A 17,887-nucleotide genomic window follows, 5' to 3' on the forward strand; every position below is an offset into this window, starting at 1 on the left:
TGGTCAAAATTGAAAATGAAAAAGATTTTTGGAAAATATGTTTTAAGAGCTGTTAAAATGTATATGATTCACCGTCATCAGGAACAAGTACCTGAGATGAGATTCCTTTTTCTTGAACAAAGCTTTTTAATTCTTCTCTGGATAACGTCCAATGATTAACGGCCTCCATATGGACAGAAACAATCGTTGCGTTAGGGGCAGTTTTATACACTTCAAAGATATCTTCTTTCCCCATAACTAAAGGTCCGCCTTCTAGGAATTGGTTATCTCCGCCGTTTACAACTATAATTTCAGGATGATGAGTATTGATCACTTCTTGTGTTCCTTCATACCAAACCGTATCACCTGCAATATATAATGTTTTTTCGGAAGGGTGCTTAAAGACAACACCACAAACGACTCCAGCCATTTTTAAAATATCTCCTCTGCCATGCTCACCTTTCGTTTTGATTATTTGAATCCCCTCAAGAGTCGTATCTTCTGTTAAAACTTCAACATGTTGAAAGCCATCACTTTTAACAACTGCAGCATCTTCTTCATTTTGCACAAACATTTTTAAGTGTTTCGGTATGACTTTTTTCGCTGTATCATCGTAATGATCTAAATGGAGATGTGTGACAATAACAGCATCGACTTCATGCATAAGTTCGTCAATGGAAACTGGTAAACTGACTAATGGATTTTGTTGATCTTGTCTTATGGAATTTGGGAAAGGAGGATAAGTCCCTTTCTCTGCTAAAAATGGATCAACTAAAAATATTTTTCCTGCATATTGAACAACGATTGTTGCGTTGCGAATTTGTTGTATCTTCATTTTTTTCCCCTTTTCTTTGAATTAGGTATAGTTTAAACTATGACCAACGATCATTTACATAGATAAAATCAAGTCTTTTGGTGGTTTAACTTGATTATTGAAAGGAGTTGAATAAATGTTAGATCAAACAGATATGCGTATCCTTGATGAACTATCCAAGAACAGCCGGATCACAATGAAGGAATTGGGTGAGAAGGTTCACTTGACTGGTCAAGCTGCTGCAACAAGAGTAGCGAAGTTAGAGGATAATGGAGTTATAGAGGGGTATACAATTAAAATAAACCAGGCAAAATTAGGCTGCCTGATTCATGCGATGATCAATATTTATACAAAAAGTCCTCATCATGATTCATATCTTTCATTTATTAAAACTCAGAAGTCATTTATTTTAAACAATTATAAAATTAGTGGAGATGGTTGTTACCTGCTTGAGTGTAAATTTTCATCTAATGAAGTATTAAATCAATTTTTAGAAGATTTGAATCAGCATGCAAACTATAAATTAACGATTATTATTAATAAGTAATGTGTGTTATTTGAGGTTGCACCAAAAGAGTCGCTATACTTTCTAGGTAAAGTACAGCGACTCTTAGAAAAATGCGATTATGTAAATTACATTAAAACTCAGATTCCAGGCGCTTAATAAATTCTTCTGCTGCACTATATCCCTGCTGTTTCAAAAGCCAATTATTAGCGGCTGCTTCAATTAACCCTGCAACATCACGTCCAGGCTGCAATTGGATTTCAATATGAGGAATGTTTACCCCCATATATTCTGTATATTTCGATTCCTGCTCCAATTCATTATTGAGGGTATCTTTTTGCCATTTAGTCAATTCAATATCTAGCGCAATTCTTGTTTCATCTTGAAATGCTTTTCTTCCATATAGTCGGACAACATTTAAAAGTCCAATGCTTCGGAGTGAAAGAAATTCCTTTGTTTTCTCGTCATGTGTGCCAAGAATGGTGGTCGGACTAAGCTTTTTTAACACGACAATATCATCTGCAACAAGTCGGTGTCCCCGCCCAATCAATGTATGTGCTGTTTCACTTTTCCCAACTCCGGATTTTCCTCGAATTAGAATCCCCATTCCATAGACATTAATACAAACTCCATGGATTGCTGTCTCAGGTGCTAATGCCTTAACCATATAAGCATCAAGTTTTGTAATGAATTCAGAGGTTGGCTGTGGTGTATTCGTACACAATAGAGGGATTCCCTCTTCAAGACAATATTGTGTTAAGTAGGTTAGTCCTTCTTCCCCAGCCGTCACAATGAAACAAGGCGGGTGATACTTCACAATATTCCCTATCCGAAATTGACGCTCATCCAAGCTTAATTTATGTAAATAAGTAATCTCTTTGCTTCCTAGTATTTGGACTCGTTCTGTTGGGAAAAAATCAAAGTGACCAACGAACTCTAAACCAGGACGATGACATCTAGGTTGTGTTATAGCTTTTTGTAGTTGTTCTTCACCAGCAAGAACCTTTAATGCAAATTTTTGAACCAAATGTTCAACGGTTAATAATTTCAATATGTAGATGCTCTCCTTTCTAGAGGCCTATTTATTTAAATAAGGTGCTCTAATAAAACAATGATATTGTATATAATATATATGATTTTAGGAGTAGATATCTATCATTATGGAAGAATGTCACAGAAATGATTCATTCGTGTTTTTTTACTTGTAGCGAAAAATAAATGGATATTTCTTATGAGAGAGTTAGTGCGGAAAAAATCTTATTAAGAGGGAATCTAAAAATAGGCTCAAAGTAGTTTGTTTTAGAGATAGATGAAAAGTGTATATAATTCAGGGAGAATTGGTAGCAGAGTAATACGAGAAAAGACACTAATCCTTGTAGCGTCTTTTTTCTACTATGTTTCAATTCTTCTTCCTTAACAGATCTGTCTAATCTCTTTGGTTATTTCCTATTACAAATAGATTTTCATTTAAGAGATAATTAAATAGATATAAGTAGATAACCCAATAACGATGAAAATCAAAGAAAAAATCATTGCTAATTCTCTCCAATCTTTATTGGAGACTTTAAGAGATTGTATATATGAAATAAATCCTAGGATTACGAATAGTAAACTTCCAATTAGATTAAGAGCTGTAATCATAAGGGGATACCACCTTAAATAACAAATATTGTTTTTTTTCGCTAAAAATAATCCAAATTTGTTATTATTATACAATACATTATCATCGACGAGCACAAAAACAATTTATAGTCCGTAACGATAATGGGCCATCACATAAGCACTTGTCTTTTAATTTAGAGTATCGTGCACTAATTTTAAAGATAGAGTCTTTTTCGTTCATCATTTCTTTTAAGGATATCTTCAAAATTCACCAAATGAAAAAAATGTCGAAAATTGTAGTTTTTAATGAAGGATCGCTTCATTAATGTTATCCCCTGTCGATAATAGTTATATATAAATCTAAAAATAACTATAAGTAGGGGGAGAATATGAAAAATAGGCAACGAAAGAAGAGCATTACAACATCATTGATATCATTTATTGTTCCTATCATTATCATTGCTTTAGTAGTTATATCGTCAATTGGATATACATTCTCAAAACAAATCATTACAAATCAATTAGATTATGCAATGAATACGAAGCTTCGAGAAACTGCTCAGGAAATTAACACGATTTTAGAAAGGGAAAATAGCATTGCAAGAAGTATGGCCAAAACGATTGAAGTCAATTCAGATTTGTTAACGGAAAATAAGTACAATGATTTATTACAAAACTATATTCCCATGTACGATGAAACATTTGGAATGGGAATTTGGTTTGAACCATCCGGCTATAAAGGACAAGAAAAGTATGCACCATTTGCTTATAAGGATGGCAATAAGGTAATTCTTGATAACTCGTACACTACAGGAGATCTCGATATATGGACAACAGAGTGGTATAAAGTTGGTTCCAAACCAGACGGAGGATGGACAGCAGCATATACTGACCCGTCTACTAATGTATCAATGGTAACTACGGCATATCCTTTTAAGAAACAAAATGGTGACCAAATGGGTGTTGTTACAGTTGATGTTGATATTAGCAGTATTCAAAAGTTAATTACCGAAACTAAAATTGATTACGATGGAAAAGCCTTATTGGTACAGAGTGATGGGATTCTTCTCGGTGGTGTAGATGAAAATCGTTTAACAAAGGAAAACATCTTGGACGATCATAACTCTTCATTGGTAACAGCTTCTGAATACATGTTAGCGAATGAGGTTGGAAAAACAGAATATACAATCGACAATGAGAGGTACTTTTTCTACTTCTCTACTATTCCTAATACAAATTGGAAGATCGGTATAAGTGTTAGTGAAACCAATTTATTTAATAACCTAAATGACTTGTTAAGTATTTTTGTTATATCAAGTTTTGTTTCAATTGTAATTGTCACGGCAGTTATTGTTGTTTTTGCAAATCGCATGGGGAAAACAGCTAAGAAATATAGTGGGATTGCAGAAGTTGTAGCTGATGGTGGTTTAGTAAATAAATTTGAAGAGAAAGACTTGGCAAGAAAAGATGAACTCGGGGATATCGGAAGATCTCTCCATTCTATGCAAAATAACTTAACAGATGTTATTAAAAACTTTCAGGCTAATGCATTAAGTATAGATGACCATGCTCAAAATCTTTCTTCGTTTTCTCAACAAATGAATGCCACTTCGGAAAACGTTGCAACAGCTATAACGAATGTTGCGGAAGGGGCAGCAGAGCAACATGAAAAGTTAAAAAATGTAAACACAAAAATTAATCAATTTGGAACAAGCTTAGATTTTATGAATCAATCAATTAGTGAAGTTAATTCTTCAACTAACTCCATTTTAATGATGGCTAATGAGAGCAGCCAAGAAATGACGAAGATGATTAAATCTTTTGAGACACTAAATAAAACGTTTATGGAATTGATAGAACGAGTGAAGTCAGTGGAAATCAATATTCGCAATGTTAATGAGATGACAGAGATCATTAATTCAATCTCAGACCAAACGAACTTATTAGCTTTAAATGCGGCTATTGAGGCAGCAAGAGCTGGTGAATCAGGAAAAGGTTTTGCTGTTGTTGCGAATGAAATAAGAAACTTAGCAGAAAAAAGCAGGGAGTCTTCTGAAAAAATTAATATGATCATTAAAGGAGTGTCTCAAGACACTGGTAAAATGGTTTTATCAACAGAAGATGTTAATAAAGAACTTCTATTACAAAGAGAGCAGTTAGATACTACAATTACCTCATTTGAGGAAATCATTAAATCGGTTGAGAGTATTTCTCCTAAAATAAAGGAAACGGAAAATACCTCAACTAAGATTCAGAAAGAAAAAGATATCATTCTTGAAGAATTGGATCAATCCGGAGCAATAGCAGAAGATGTAGCTGCATCAGCGGAGGAAATTTCGGCATCAGCAGAAGAAATGTCTGCTTCGATAGAAGAAGTAAGTGCTTCAGCTGTAAGCTTAGGTGAAATGACTAATGAAATGAGAGGGAAAATGAACTTCTTTAAGCTGGAGAAGTAGTATCATATATATTAAATAATATACGTATAGGCGCGGACACTAAAGTTCCCGCCTTTTTGTTAAATAACTAACCATTGCCTATTAAATTGTCTAGTGATATATGACAATATGGCTTAAACTAGGTTCCTTAAAAGATGAGAATAATAGTAGAATATATTCATAATAAAGATAAGGGGGAAGAACAATGCGGATTCGTGAAATGGAAGAAAAGGACAATCAAAAAATAGAGCAAATTATTAAAAACTCATTAGAATCATATCACTTAAATATTCCAGGGACAGCCTATTTTGACCCCCAGTTAAGTACTCTTGCACAATTTTACATGCAGCAACCAAATGCGAAATATTGGGTTGCTGTGAATGATCAAGATGAAGTAGTAGGCGGTGTAGGTATTGCACCATTTGGACAGAGGAACGGGATTTGTGAGTTGCAAAAATTATATATATCACCTGAAGCTCAAGGTGTTGGACTATCGAAGAAGTTGATGAAAGTAGCACTCGATTTCGCCAAGGAACACTACACGTATTGTTATTTAGAGACATTGAAGAAGCTCCAAACCGCAAATCATCTTTATCTCAAATTTGGTTTCCAACAGCTTGATAAAGCACTGGATGGATCTGATCATAATGCCTGTGATGCTTGGTATATAAAAGAGTTACTATAATTGAGGCATTATGTAGAAAAGGCGAGAAAATGTAAACCGCATGAAAGGGTCATTCATGCGGTTTTTTGTTAGATCTATTCTTATATTTTCAGCACAAGTTTGGCAGTTTTTTAGGTTAAATATGTGCCATATTCATTAACAATGGAATGAGAAAGCTTCCCCATCCCATCGTCAAAATCGCTGCGAAAATCATCGCCAGGGAGGAAAAAGTAGCCTCTTGCTCACCATATTCCATTGCTTTAGAAGTACCGACACCATGTGCACTCATACCAAGTGATAATCCTTTTGCAATCGGTGATTTAATCGCCAGCCATTTCAGTGTAAAGGGACCAATAATTCCTCCGCTTATTCCTGTAATGATCACAAAGATTGTTGTTAAAGTAGGGGTCCCGCCAATTTCCTTCGACACTTCAATGGCAATTGGAGTGGTAATGGATCTTGGTAAAATACTAATTAAAAAAGTAGAGTTTAAGTGTAAAACAAGTGATAAAACAAAAGTAGACGATATCGCTACTAATGTTCCAATTGTAATACTGACAATAATTGTCCCCATATATTTTTTAACTAAATGAAAATGCTTGTATATCGGAATCGCAAATGCAACTGTTGCGGGTCCTAATAAATCTGTTAGCACTTTTGCAGAATCCATATACGTATCAGCCGAAATACCGAGCACTTGAATCAACAAAATGATAACAATGGGACACAGTAATAATGGATGTAAAAAAGCTAACGTCCACTTTTTATTCGTTAGCTTTATTAGCTTATAAATGATGATCGTTAACACTGTCAATAGAATAATTTTCATTTGGCAGCACTACTTTGTTTTTTCTGGATAAAGTCAGCGGTAAAAGCTGTTGCTGCCATTACAATAAATGTACTAACAGCGATAATTAACACCAATTCAATCCCTTGCCAGCTCATGATTTCATTATAATTGACAATTCCGACTGCAGAGGGAATGAAGAAAAGCAATAGTTCTGCCAATAGCCAATTGCCGCCTTTTTCAATCCAATTCAACTTAACGACACCTGTAAATAAAGCAAGTAATAAACATGCTAAGCCAATCATTGAAGCAGGCAAAGGAATTGCGATGATTTCCTTTATCCCTGCACCTAGAAAAAAGAATAAAGAGATAAATAAAATTTGTATAAAAATTGTAAGTAGTTTCATCTATGATAACCCTCCCTTGTATAGGAAGGAGCAAACCAAGCCCCTCTTTAGACCGGTTCATACTCTGGTCTATTTGAACATGGTACTACGCTTTTTATCATTCGTAAAATACATAATAACTATGAAAGTGATAACTGAAAGTTATAATAGGGTTAAAGGAAAAATTCAATTAACCGTTTCGCAGCAAATGAGAGATACTTATCCTTTTTTGTTATGACAGCTAAGTTCCATGGTGTAAAAGGTTCAATATCAATGATATTCACGTGCTTGTTTTCTACACGGTTACAAATCGATTCAGGCAAAATGGTTACGCCTAAGTTGGCCCCAACCATTTCAGACATTAAATCCCATTGCGAGCTTTTAAATAATATTTTTGGCTGAAATCCTTCTTGAATAAAATTGTTCCACATTATATCATGAAGGGCAAAATCCTCGTGGTAAAAAATAAACTCTTCATCCTTCAGTTCCTTTAGGTGAATAAGGTCACGATCTGCTAATGGATGCTGATGATGTAGTAATAATTTCATCTCGTCTTCCACAATCGGATAAATATTAAACATATCTTCATCAACAGGTAAAACAGCAACTCCTAATTCAATTTCACCTTCCTCCACAGATTTCACAACCTTTGCACCGCCATATTCAGTAATATTAATGGAGATATTCGGATACTGTTTATGGAACTCTGCCATGACACTCGGGAAATATAAGCTGCCAATAATCGGCGGAATTCCTACCCGAATGGTCCCTCTTTGTAATTCTGTTAAATCATTTAAAATCGTCGTCATTTCATCAATTTGTGATAGAATCTTTTGAGCATATTGCATGACGATAAAACCGGCATCTGTTATTTCGCTCGTTTTATTAGACCGAACAATTAATGTCATATCCAATTCATTTTCAAGACTTTTAATCATTTTGCTTAAAGCCGGTTGTGAAATATGAAGGATCTCTGATGCCTTCGTAAAATTTTTATGTTTAGCAGCTTCCAAAAAATATAGTAATTGTTTTAACTCCAACCAATCACACCTCCAACTATAGTATAAATGTTTCGGGCATGATTGTGAAAAATTGACCTTGAAGCTGAAACATTACTATTTAAAATTTTACTGTCATTATCAAATTCTCTATAATTATCGGTAATGTAGACAACGGAAAGGGTTTTGATGAAATGGAATGGAAACCGAACCGGACGGATAAAATGCCTATTTATAAACAAATTGCCAGCTATATTGAACAAGAGATTTCAGCAGGGATTTTTCTGCCAGACTCTATGTTGCCTTCGGAACGGACTCTTGCAAAGGAATTACAAGTGAATCGCAGCACAGTAGTTGCTGCTTATGAAGAGTTACAGTCACTTGGAATTGTGAGCAGAAAGAAAGGAAGCGGAACCCGAGTTAGTACAGACATTTGGGGGTTATCACACAAACGTATTCCGAATTGGGGCAGATATGTAGAAGGTGGTTCCTTTGTGCCGAATCTTCCCTTAGTACAACGAATCCGGATGGAAACAGAAAAGAATGATTTGATAAATTTGGCTAGCGGTGAGTTAACGGCACAGTTATTTCCTACTGAACAATTTCAGAAGATTTTGTCTGACCGCACCTTTACAGGCTATCTTGGTTATGATCATCCTCAAGGAAATGCTGATTTAAGGGAGACGATTTCTACACATGTAAGAGAGTATAAAAAGATTGATACTAGTCCTTCTTCTATCCTCATTACTTCAGGTGCCCAGCAGGCTCTGCATCTGATTGTTCAATGTCTTCTCAAACCGGGAGATGCTGTTGCTATTGAGGATCCGTCATATTGCTTCTCTCTCCCGATTTTTCAATCTGCCGGACTGAGGACCTTTTTGTTACCCGTTGATGAGAATGGGATGAATCCCGAAGATCTTGTATCTTTACATAAAAAGCATAGAATCCGAATGGTTTTTTTAAATCCTGACCATCACAATCCAACAGGGACGGTACTTTCTTTAGAACGTCGGAAGCGTGTGTTAGAACTGTCCGCGGAATTTGGTATTCCAATCATTGAAGATGATCCTTACAGTTTAACGACGTTTGATGGTAGTGTGAATGCTACCTTGAAATCAATGGATTTTAACGGAAATGTTTTATATATAAGTTCATTATCTAAAATTGTTGCATCAGGTTTACGAATTGGCTGGATTATTGGCCCCTCAAAAGTTATTCAACGTCTGGCTGATGCGAAACAACAGGTTGACTTTGGTCATAGTGTTTTTCCGCAATGGGTAGCCAACGAGTTTATAGGGTCATCGGATTTCACTTCCCACATTTCGATGCTCCGAAAAGAGTTAAGACTTCAAAAAGATGAATTAACAAATAGTCTAACGACATTATTAGGTAACAAAATGGAGTTTATTATCCCTAAGGGAGGAATCCATATGTGGTGCAAATTAAATGATTCTATTAATGAATATAAATTACTCGAAGAATCAGTGAAAAAGGGGGTAGCCTTTATCCCGGGAAGTATTTTTGGAACGGAAAAAGGCTATGTTCGCTTTACGTTTGGACGAGAGGACAAACACTCAATTCGAGAGGGAATTTCGCGGTTTGCTGAAGTGTTTAACAATATTTAGTAGGTTATTAAACGCTTCGTATCTGATCTTTATGCCCCTGGGAAAATCGTTTCCTTTTGAAGTGGATGGGTTAAATAGTTGCAAATTGGATGGTTAACTTATAACCTACATAAGTTACTATATAAAAAGATCGATCACTATTTTCTTAATTTATTCTAAGAGGAGATATATAAATGGCATTTGCAGTCATTCTAATTATTGTTTTAGCCATACTGGCATTAGTTGGAACCATCTTTGCAGCAAAAGATACAGAGGTTAGTTATGGTAAAAATACAAAAAGTAATATTGGTAGATTAACAGCTATTTATGCTGTTGTAATTTTACTTTCTATCTTAGTTATTGGCGCGTATATTTTTATAAAATAAGATTTCCATTGATAGGAAAATGAACGGATGCTAAAAATTGAAACAAATGGAAGTTTTTATAATAAGGAGTTGAAAAGTAGATGATATCAGCTTTTATCGTTTCATTTATACTAGCCGCAATTAAAATTGTGTTAACTTGTATGCCTTCTGATCTAGTAGATTGGATTTTAAGTAAATTTGCCCTACATCCAAAGTTAAATTCAAAAGAGGTCAAAGTGACATATAACGGTAAACATTTGGAATCTGAAGAGAAAATGAAATTTACCGATTACTTTAATGAAGCCACATTTTTGAAAAAATATTATATATTCCCGGGAAACGAACACTTATTCTTGAATCCAGAGACAGATGTATCTCCCATTGTTGTCAATATGATAAGAGGGAAAAAAACGATTATATTATATGTTTTCTGTTATGAAGATCATATTGATGTAGTCAAACAGTTTAAAAGTAAAGTAGTTTCTTACAGTTTAAGGTCAGACGGACTACAAACCTTATCACCTGAGATCCGTTATTTGAATGAGGCAGTACTTTCATAATGAAGAATCTGTCGCTTGAAAAGACGAGAGGATAAATTCGTCTCAGAACATCAAAGTTGAAGGCTCCAATCCTTTTATAGAAAAGGGGTGGAGCCTTCACTGCTTTATTTGGGTGCTATACCTGTCCAAAAAAGATTCACTAAAGACTGAGCTGCTTTTTCATATCCTCCTAATTCAGTTATTAATTCTGTTTTGTTTTTAATCATGGTTACGGTTGAAAATGCATGTGCTAGCAGCAATGGGCTGGATGTAACGATTTCACCATTTTCCATTGCCTGTTTAAATATATTTTCCAGTACTTCATGAATGTTTTTCTCAGAATCACGAATTTCACGGATATGATCTTCTGTAAGAGAAGAACTCGCTTCTTGTAATAATGTTTCAAAATCGACATGAGGTCTCTTTAGATGTTCTAACGTAACTTCATATAATCTGCTTTCTAATCCTTTCGAACTGTTTAATAGTTCCTCCACACGTGTTGTAATACGCTGAAACATGCTTGATACAGCGGTAGTGAATAGTGTTGCCTTATCTTTAAAATAGTAATAGACACTGGCTTTTGTTACATTGCTTGCTTCAGCTACTTGTTGCATCGAAACAACTTCGTATCCATATGTCATAAATAGGTGTGCTGCTGTTTTTGCAATTCGCTCCCTTGTTATATTCATTTCAGCCTTGACTCTGGGTCTACCAGGTGTTCTCTTAGGTTTTTTATTGTCCATGCATACGTTCCTCCTCCTAGTTCAAGAAATTGGCACATTTAAACTAGTTGATTAATTAACCTTCCGGTATATATAATTATCCTTAGTTATATATTAATTTTAATGTAATTTTTAAAAACAAACAAACATTGAAATGAGGGAGTTTATGTGAAGAAATCGCCTTTAACAACAATCAGCCAGTATATGACAGGGAAGGTAAGTCGCTGGATTGTCATTGCCGCCTGGATTATAGTAACTGTGGTATTAACCATTGCCTGGCCGCCTGTTAGTGAAACCGAGATTAATAATGCCCCGAACTTAAGTGAAGATTCACCTTCTGTAGAGGCAGAAAATCTAATTAAAGAAGAATTTCCTACTTCTTCAGGAGTGCCGGCGTTACTTACATGGCATAACGAAGGAGGTTTAAACGAAGAAAATTTAATGGCTGTCCAAGAAATGTCAGAGGAATTATCTGATAAACCGTTAGAAGGACAATCATCTACACCTCCTTTGCATAAGATGCCAATACCTGCCTTGCAAGAGATGATTTCTGAAGATGGCACCACACTCGTACAACCTATATTCTTTGAAGAAAACATTGAGACAGGTATTCTGGAAAAAAATGTAGATAAGATTAAAGAGCAAGTAGAAGAAAAGGTTTCATACGATTCTTTTGCTACAGATATTGATGACCCAGATAAACTAAGCACCCGTGTAACAGGGCCGGTTGGTATTTCAGTGGATGCTACAAGCCTTTTTGAAGGAGCAGATGTTACGTTACTAATTGCAACAGTTTTATTAGTATTAGTTCTTCTTCTTGTCATTTATCGTTCCCCAATTTTAGCGATCATTCCTTTAATTGGTGTAGGTTTTGCCTATATGGTCCTTAGTCCAATTCTGGGTCTTTTAGCAGATAAAGGGTGGATTACGGTCGACTCACAAGCTATCGCCATTATGACCGTATTATTATTTGGAGCTGGAACAGACTACTGCTTATTTTTAATTTCTCAGTACCGTGACGAACTTCGAAAAGTAAAAGATAAAAGAAAAGCACTTATTCATGCATTTAAAGAAGCTTCAGGTGCAATCGCGATGAGCGGGTTAACAGTTGTTATTGCTCTGCTTGTTTTAATCGTTGCGAAATATGGAGCTTACCATCGTTTTGCGATCCCTTTTAGCTTATCTATTTTTGTTATGGGAATAGCAAGTTTAACGCTTATTCCGGCTTTATTATCTGTTATGGGAAGAGCTTCTTTTTATCCGTTCATTCCCCGTACTCCTGAAATGGAGGAAGAGATAGATAAAAAGAAAGGTAAGCCGGTACGTGTACGAAAAGATAAAAGCCGTTTTGGAAATTGGGTTGGAACGATTGTTACAACGAAACCGTGGACAATTATTATTGCTTGTCTCATTTTCTTTGGGGCTTTCTCCATGTATTCCAGCCAAATTAAGTATACCTATGATTTATTATCCTCTTTCCCTGAAGATATGCCATCACGGGAAGGTTTTCAGGTTATTTCTGATGCCTATTCCCCTGGAGAATTAGCGCCGGTTCAAGTCGTTATTGATACGGAAGGAAAAGAAGTAGACGTAGAAAAAGAGTTGCAGAATCATAATCTTGTTGATACAGTATCAGCCCCGCAAAATGGTGTTGATCATGAAAATTTAAAGGTATATGATGTTACGTTTAATGTGAATCCGTATAGCGCAGAGGCGATGGAAGCTATTCCAGAGTTAAGAGATGCGGCTGAACTGGCATTAACACAATCAGATATATCTTCTGCGGAGTCAAAAGTATGGATCGGTGGTCAAACGGCAACACAATATGACACCATGATCACCAGTAATGAAGACACTAATCTCATTGTTCCACTAATTATTGTCTTTATATCCATTCTGCTCTTAGCTTATTTACGTTCCATTGTAGCCATGCTCTACTTAGTTGGAACAGTTGTTTTATCTTATAGTGCAGCTTTAGGGTTAGGATGGTTTATTATCCATAATGTAATGGGAGTGGATGCAATACAAGGAGCCATTCCTTTATATGCATTTGTGTTCCTGGTAGCACTTGGAGAAGATTATAATATCTTCATGATCTCAAGCATTTGGAAGAAAAGAAAGGTCATGCCATTGAAACAAGCGATTAAAGAAGGGGTAAGTGAAACAAGTGGTGTTATCACTTCAGCTGGTATCATTCTAGCTGCTACCTTCACAGTTCTGGCAACATTACCAATTCAAGTTCTAGTGCAGTTTGGAATTATCACTGCGTTAGGTGTTCTTTTAGATACATTTATTGTTCGCCCATTCCTTGTACCTGCCATTACGACCGTGTTAGGGAAATTTGCTTTTTGGCCAGGTAAATTGAAAAGAGTACAAGAAAAAGAGAATTAATAAAAAAAAGGATGTGCCCAAATTTTTGCACATCCTTTATCATTTCAGAAAGGAAGAGAGTCTACAGATGAAAAGAAGATTGAAATACATTCTACTCGGCATTATGTTATTACTGCTTGTGTTATTTCTTGTTTTTTTTACATGGTCACAACAAACCTATAAACCCTCTTCAGAGCTTGATACACTTTTAAATAAAAGTGAAATTCGGTATGAGGAAGATTGGATTATTTTTAATCAGCACTCTAGTAAAATAGGGATTGTGTTATATCCTGGTGGAAAAGTAGAGCCTGAAGCATATAGCTACTATGGAAAACAGTTAGCAAACAAAGGGTATTTGGTAGCGATACCTAAAGTTCATTTTAATTTTGCGCTGTTTGATTCCAACAAAGCTACTAAGATAATAGAGAACTACCCATCAGTTGAAAAATGGGTAATTGGTGGACATTCATTAGGAGGAGTTGCAGCAGCGAAATTTGCTTATGAACATCCTAAAAAAGTAGATGGAGTTTTTCTATTAGGCTCCTATCCTAGTGAAGGGAATGATTTCTCAAAAACGAAAACTCCAATGCTGTCGATCTATGCAGAAATGGACGGCTTAACCACAGTAGAAAAAATTAACGAAACTAAGAAATTTTTGTCTAGTCATGCAACAATGCATGAAATAAAAGGTGGCAATCATGGTCAATTTGGTGTGTATGGTAAACAGAAAGGAGATAATGAGGCGGGTATATCTATCAAGATACAACAAGATGAAATGGTGAGTGTTACTTCTGAATGGATAAAAGAAATTAAATAATAATAAGTTTGTAGACAAAGTAAAATTTGCTAGCCTTTCAGACTGATTGCTAACGCTAGCGTATCAAAGCACGAAGCCTTGTGAGGAGCAGAGTTACAGCACCGCAGCAAGGTGAGTAACGAAGAAAGCGAGCGTTTGTCAACAGTCTGCAACCCCATTAAAAAATGGGGTTTTTTTTAGCATCATACTAAATTAAAACGTAACTTACATTAAAAGATGCGGTGAACTATTTTTTTGAAAAAAATTTTGTGATTTTTTTTGATTAGTGTGCTGATATAACATGTTTATAGAAAACAATTCTTATTAATGTAAATAAATTAGGATTTTTTCCAAGGTATTAGGTGAATTTTAAGATTATTAAAATAATAAATGACAAATTTTAGGTTAATTGACAAAATAAACCCACCATAATATAATCTAAATCAATCAAAAGTAATCGTAAATACTCATATTCGATCACGAAACCTTTCATCAATAATCAGTGATTTTCAACAGCATTTTTGTTTATCTAAAATGACAGCGTTACCAATATTTTTTGAGACTGATCATTTAATAGAAATCTATCTTTAAGGTGGTGATATAAAACATTAAAATGTTAGCGTTTTCATCGTTAATGAATCTTACAAGTGGTTAATTTGTACTCGAAAAAAACAAATTGTTTTAGGGGGATCATAATGAAAAGGAATTTAAAGACGTTCATGGTGTTTGTTTTGATGTTAGTACTAGCTTTGATGACAGCATGCAGTGGAGCGAGTGAATCAACAAGCGAAGGTAGCTCAAACAGTGGTTCTAATGATAGTAGTGAATCTAAAGAGGATGAAAAACTAACAATAGCTTTATCAGTGGGTACACTTGCAAATCCTTTCTTTGTTGCGATGGGAAAAGGTGCAGAAGAAGCAGGAAAAGAATTGGGAGCAGAAGTGATTGTTGAAAGTGCAGAATATGACTTGGCGAAGCAAACATCACAAATCGAAAACTTTATTACCCAAAAGGTAGATGTCATTTTACTTAATGCCGTTGATACAAAAGGTATTGCTGCAGCCGTTCTGCAGGCAAAAGAAGCAGGAATTCCTGTTATTGCAGTTGATGTAAATGCAGAAGGCGGAGTGGATGCAACAGTTACATCTGATAACTATCAGGCAGGTCAACTAGCTGGTGAGTATGTAATCGAACAATTAGGTGGAAAGGGCAATATTGCTATTATCGATGGACCTCCTGTTTCTGCTGTAGCAGACCGTATTAAGGGATTTGAGGATGCAATCAAAGGATCTGATATTAAAGTTGTAGCAAAACAAAATGGTGAAGGAAGTCGTGAAAAAGCGTTAACGGTTATGGAGGGTATCTTACAAGCTAATCCATCTGGAACAATTAACGCCGTATTTGCTATTAATGATCCAGAAGCAATCGGGGTGGAAATTGCTCAAGAACAAGCAGGACGCAAGGATGAATTCTTCATTGTAGGTGTAGATGGAGCCCCTGAAGCAACAGAAGCAATGGCAAAAGAAGACAGTTCTATTTATGCAACTTCAGCACAATCACCTAGTGAAATGGTGAAAAAAGCAGCAGAAATTGGGATGAAAGTGAAAAATGGAGAAGAAGTAGAAGAGTTAATTAAAGTTCCAGTTGAGCTAGTAACTCAAGAGACTTTAGATTCTTACAAAGGATGGTAAACCTCCAAACTTATATAGGCTGATAAGGATTTTATTCCTTCATCAGTCTTCTTCAAATATAGAAGGGATGATATAAGCTATGGTTGTCAAAGAAGAAGTAAAGCAGAGAACGAACCTAAAACACCTTGTTTTGAATATGCAGGGAATAAGTAAAACCTTCTCAAAAGTCACTGTATTAAAGAACGTGAAAATTGAGTTATATCCAGGAGAAGTTCATGCACTAATGGGAGAGAATGGTGCCGGAAAATCTACATTCATGAAGATTTTAGCAGGAATTCATCAACCGGATCAAAATGGAGGGGAAATCTTTTATAAAGGTCAACCTGTCTTGTGGAAGGATCCTATCGATGCGAGAAATAAAGGAATAAGTGTTATTCATCAGGAATTAAATCTTTCTCCGAACCTAACGATCAGTGAAAATATTTTAATGGGTACAAAGTTTCCTAGAAATAGTTTAGGAATGGTAAAGTGGGATGAAGTTCATGAACGTGCTCAAAGGGTTCTGGATTCAATGGGATCTAGTCTTAACCCACGCCAATTAGTATCAACTCTTAGTGTTGCCCAGCAACAGATGGTGGAAATTGCCCGTGCCCTATCCTTTAAGGCAGAGGTTCTTATTATGGATGAACCGACCGCTTCATTAACAGATAAAGAAATTATGAAACTATTTGACATTATTCATGATTTAAAAAAACAAGGAGTAGCCATTGTCTATATTTCTCACAGAATGGAAGAAATTTTTAAGATATCAAATCGATATACAGTATTACGAGATGGTGAATGGATCGCGAGTGGTCCTATAGAAGAGACTGATCCAGATCATCTTGTTAAACTTATGGTTGGACGTGACCTTAAAGATTTATTTAATCGTACCAAGGCATTTAATCCTTCTCGAAAGAAGGATATACCCGTATTGGAACTCAGAAATATATCTGATAAAAAGGTAGTTAAAAATGTGTCATTTAAGGTTTACCCAGGTGAAATTGTCGGTCTTGCAGGACTTGTAGGTGCAGGAAGAACAGAATTAGTAAGGGCCATATTCGGTGCATCCAATCTAACAAGTGGAGAAATCTATGTAGATGATAAATTAGTAAAAATCAACTCACCAATTGATGCAATATCCAATGGTATTGCACATGTACCAGAAAGTAGAAAAGAACAAGGATTATTTTTATCTATGTCTGTAAAAGAGAATATCTTAATGGGCGAACTTAAGAAGCACTCAAAATCTGGAGTAGTTCGTTGGAAAGACGTTAATGCTACTGCAGATCGTTATATCAAGGAATTAAGTATTAAAATTGCTTCTCCTGATCAGCCTGTTTCCAATCTGAGTGGAGGAAATCAGCAAAAAGCAGTCATTGCACGGTGGCTGTCTATCTCACCAAAAGTACTCCTACTCGATGAACCAACTAGAGGAGTTGATATTGGTGCGAAGACAGAGATTCATAAGATTATTTCTAAGTTAGCTGATGAAGGCTTAGCAGTGTTAATGATTTCTTCAGAATTACCAGAAGTGCTGGGAATAAGTGACAGAGTTCTTGTAATGAGTGAAGGAAGATTAACTGGTGAACTATCAAGAGAAGAAGCTACACAAGAAAAAATCATGTACTTTGCTACAAAAGGGGAGTAA

General features: G+C 35.5%; 17 protein-coding genes. 10 read left to right on the plus strand and 7 right to left on the minus strand.

Annotation, left to right across the window (positions count from 1 at the left end):
• Window positions 1–52: 52 nt before the first annotated feature.
• Window positions 53–814 carry an MBL fold metallo-hydrolase gene (locus AC0L8O_RS00765; RefSeq protein ID WP_473446198.1) on the minus strand — a complete coding sequence of 254 codons (762 nt, stop codon included), beginning with the start codon at window positions 812–814 and terminating at the stop codon, window positions 53–55.
• 115 nt (window positions 815–929) lie between these two features.
• Here AC0L8O_RS00765 and AC0L8O_RS00770 point away from each other — a divergent pair, with 115 nt between their 5' ends.
• The gene (locus AC0L8O_RS00770; RefSeq protein ID WP_026561551.1) at window positions 930–1,340 is read left to right on the plus strand and encodes an Lrp/AsnC family transcriptional regulator; all 411 of its coding nucleotides are present in this window, start codon (window positions 930–932) and stop codon (window positions 1,338–1,340) included.
• 91 nt (window positions 1,341–1,431) lie between these two features.
• On the opposite strand, the gene hprK is transcribed toward AC0L8O_RS00770, so the two are convergent.
• Window positions 1,432–2,349 carry an HPr(Ser) kinase/phosphatase gene (gene hprK / locus AC0L8O_RS00775; RefSeq protein ID WP_473446199.1) on the minus strand — a complete coding sequence of 306 codons (918 nt, stop codon included), beginning with the start codon at window positions 2,347–2,349 and terminating at the stop codon, window positions 1,432–1,434.
• Window positions 2,350–2,765: 416 nt separating this feature from the next.
• The gene (locus tag AC0L8O_RS00780) at window positions 2,766–2,939 is read right to left on the minus strand and encodes a hypothetical protein (protein WP_473446200.1); all 174 of its coding nucleotides are present in this window, start codon (window positions 2,937–2,939) and stop codon (window positions 2,766–2,768) included.
• A gap of 350 nt (window positions 2,940–3,289) precedes the next feature.
• Here AC0L8O_RS00780 and AC0L8O_RS00785 point away from each other — a divergent pair, with 350 nt between their 5' ends.
• Window positions 3,290–5,356, plus strand: coding sequence for a methyl-accepting chemotaxis protein (locus AC0L8O_RS00785; protein WP_473446201.1), 2,067 nt, complete (start codon window positions 3,290–3,292; stop codon window positions 5,354–5,356).
• 184 nt (window positions 5,357–5,540) lie between these two features.
• Entirely contained in the window at window positions 5,541–6,020 is a 480-nt protein-coding gene (locus tag AC0L8O_RS00790) for a GNAT family N-acetyltransferase (RefSeq protein ID WP_473446202.1), read from the plus strand.
• A gap of 115 nt (window positions 6,021–6,135) precedes the next feature.
• Here the strand turns inward: AC0L8O_RS00790 and AC0L8O_RS00795 are convergent, their stop codons facing one another.
• The 3 genes from AC0L8O_RS00795 to AC0L8O_RS00805 form a co-directional block, all read right to left on the minus strand.
• Window positions 6,136–6,828: an LrgB family protein gene (locus AC0L8O_RS00795; protein WP_473446203.1), complete on the minus strand. Its 693-nt coding sequence runs from the start codon at window positions 6,826–6,828 to the stop codon at window positions 6,136–6,138.
• On the minus strand, window positions 6,825–7,193 hold the full coding sequence (locus tag AC0L8O_RS00800; protein WP_473446204.1) for a CidA/LrgA family protein: 369 nt from the start codon (window positions 7,191–7,193) through the stop codon (window positions 6,825–6,827). The genes AC0L8O_RS00795 and AC0L8O_RS00800 overlap by 4 nt, the downstream gene beginning before the upstream one ends.
• Window positions 7,194–7,345: 152 nt before the next feature.
• Window positions 7,346–8,212, minus strand: a complete 867-nt coding sequence (locus AC0L8O_RS00805) for a LysR family transcriptional regulator (protein ID WP_473446205.1) — start codon at window positions 8,210–8,212, stop codon at window positions 7,346–7,348.
• Window positions 8,213–8,364: 152 nt separating this feature from the next.
• Here AC0L8O_RS00805 and pdxR point away from each other — a divergent pair, with 152 nt between their 5' ends.
• The 3 genes from pdxR (at window position 8,365) to AC0L8O_RS00820 (ending at window position 10,699) form a co-directional block, all read left to right on the plus strand.
• Complete coding sequence (gene pdxR / locus AC0L8O_RS00810) at window positions 8,365–9,795, plus strand: MocR-like pyridoxine biosynthesis transcription factor PdxR (RefSeq protein WP_026561538.1); 1,431 nt, start codon at window positions 8,365–8,367, stop codon at window positions 9,793–9,795.
• Between the two features lie 173 nt (window positions 9,796–9,968).
• The gene (locus AC0L8O_RS00815) at window positions 9,969–10,160 is read left to right on the plus strand and encodes a hypothetical protein (RefSeq protein ID WP_026561537.1); all 192 of its coding nucleotides are present in this window, start codon (window positions 9,969–9,971) and stop codon (window positions 10,158–10,160) included.
• Window positions 10,161–10,240: 80 nt separating this feature from the next.
• A complete protein-coding gene (locus AC0L8O_RS00820; RefSeq protein ID WP_026561536.1) occupies window positions 10,241–10,699 on the plus strand; it encodes a YfmQ family protein in 459 nt (152 codons plus the stop codon).
• Window positions 10,700–10,803: 104 nt separating this feature from the next.
• Here the strand turns inward: AC0L8O_RS00820 and AC0L8O_RS00825 are convergent, their stop codons facing one another.
• Window positions 10,804–11,421, minus strand: coding sequence for a TetR/AcrR family transcriptional regulator (locus AC0L8O_RS00825; RefSeq protein WP_473446206.1), 618 nt, complete (start codon window positions 11,419–11,421; stop codon window positions 10,804–10,806).
• Window positions 11,422–11,604: 183 nt separating this feature from the next.
• Between AC0L8O_RS00825 and AC0L8O_RS00830 the strand changes: the two genes are divergently transcribed.
• The 4 genes from AC0L8O_RS00830 (at window position 11,605) to AC0L8O_RS00845 (ending at window position 17,887) form a co-directional block, all read left to right on the plus strand.
• Window positions 11,605–13,791 carry an MMPL family transporter gene (locus tag AC0L8O_RS00830; RefSeq protein ID WP_473448556.1) on the plus strand — a complete coding sequence of 729 codons (2,187 nt, stop codon included), beginning with the start codon at window positions 11,605–11,607 and terminating at the stop codon, window positions 13,789–13,791.
• Between the two features lie 67 nt (window positions 13,792–13,858).
• On the plus strand, window positions 13,859–14,587 hold the full coding sequence (locus tag AC0L8O_RS00835) for an alpha/beta fold hydrolase (protein ID WP_473446207.1): 729 nt from the start codon (window positions 13,859–13,861) through the stop codon (window positions 14,585–14,587).
• Window positions 14,588–15,261: 674 nt separating this feature from the next.
• A complete protein-coding gene (locus AC0L8O_RS00840) occupies window positions 15,262–16,257 on the plus strand; it encodes an ABC transporter substrate-binding protein (protein WP_473446208.1) in 996 nt (331 codons plus the stop codon).
• Window positions 16,258–16,336: 79 nt separating this feature from the next.
• On the plus strand, window positions 16,337–17,887 hold the full coding sequence (locus AC0L8O_RS00845) for a sugar ABC transporter ATP-binding protein (protein ID WP_473446209.1): 1,551 nt from the start codon (window positions 16,337–16,339) through the stop codon (window positions 17,885–17,887).

Source organism: Metabacillus sp. KJ11-3, from assembly GCF_055808295.1.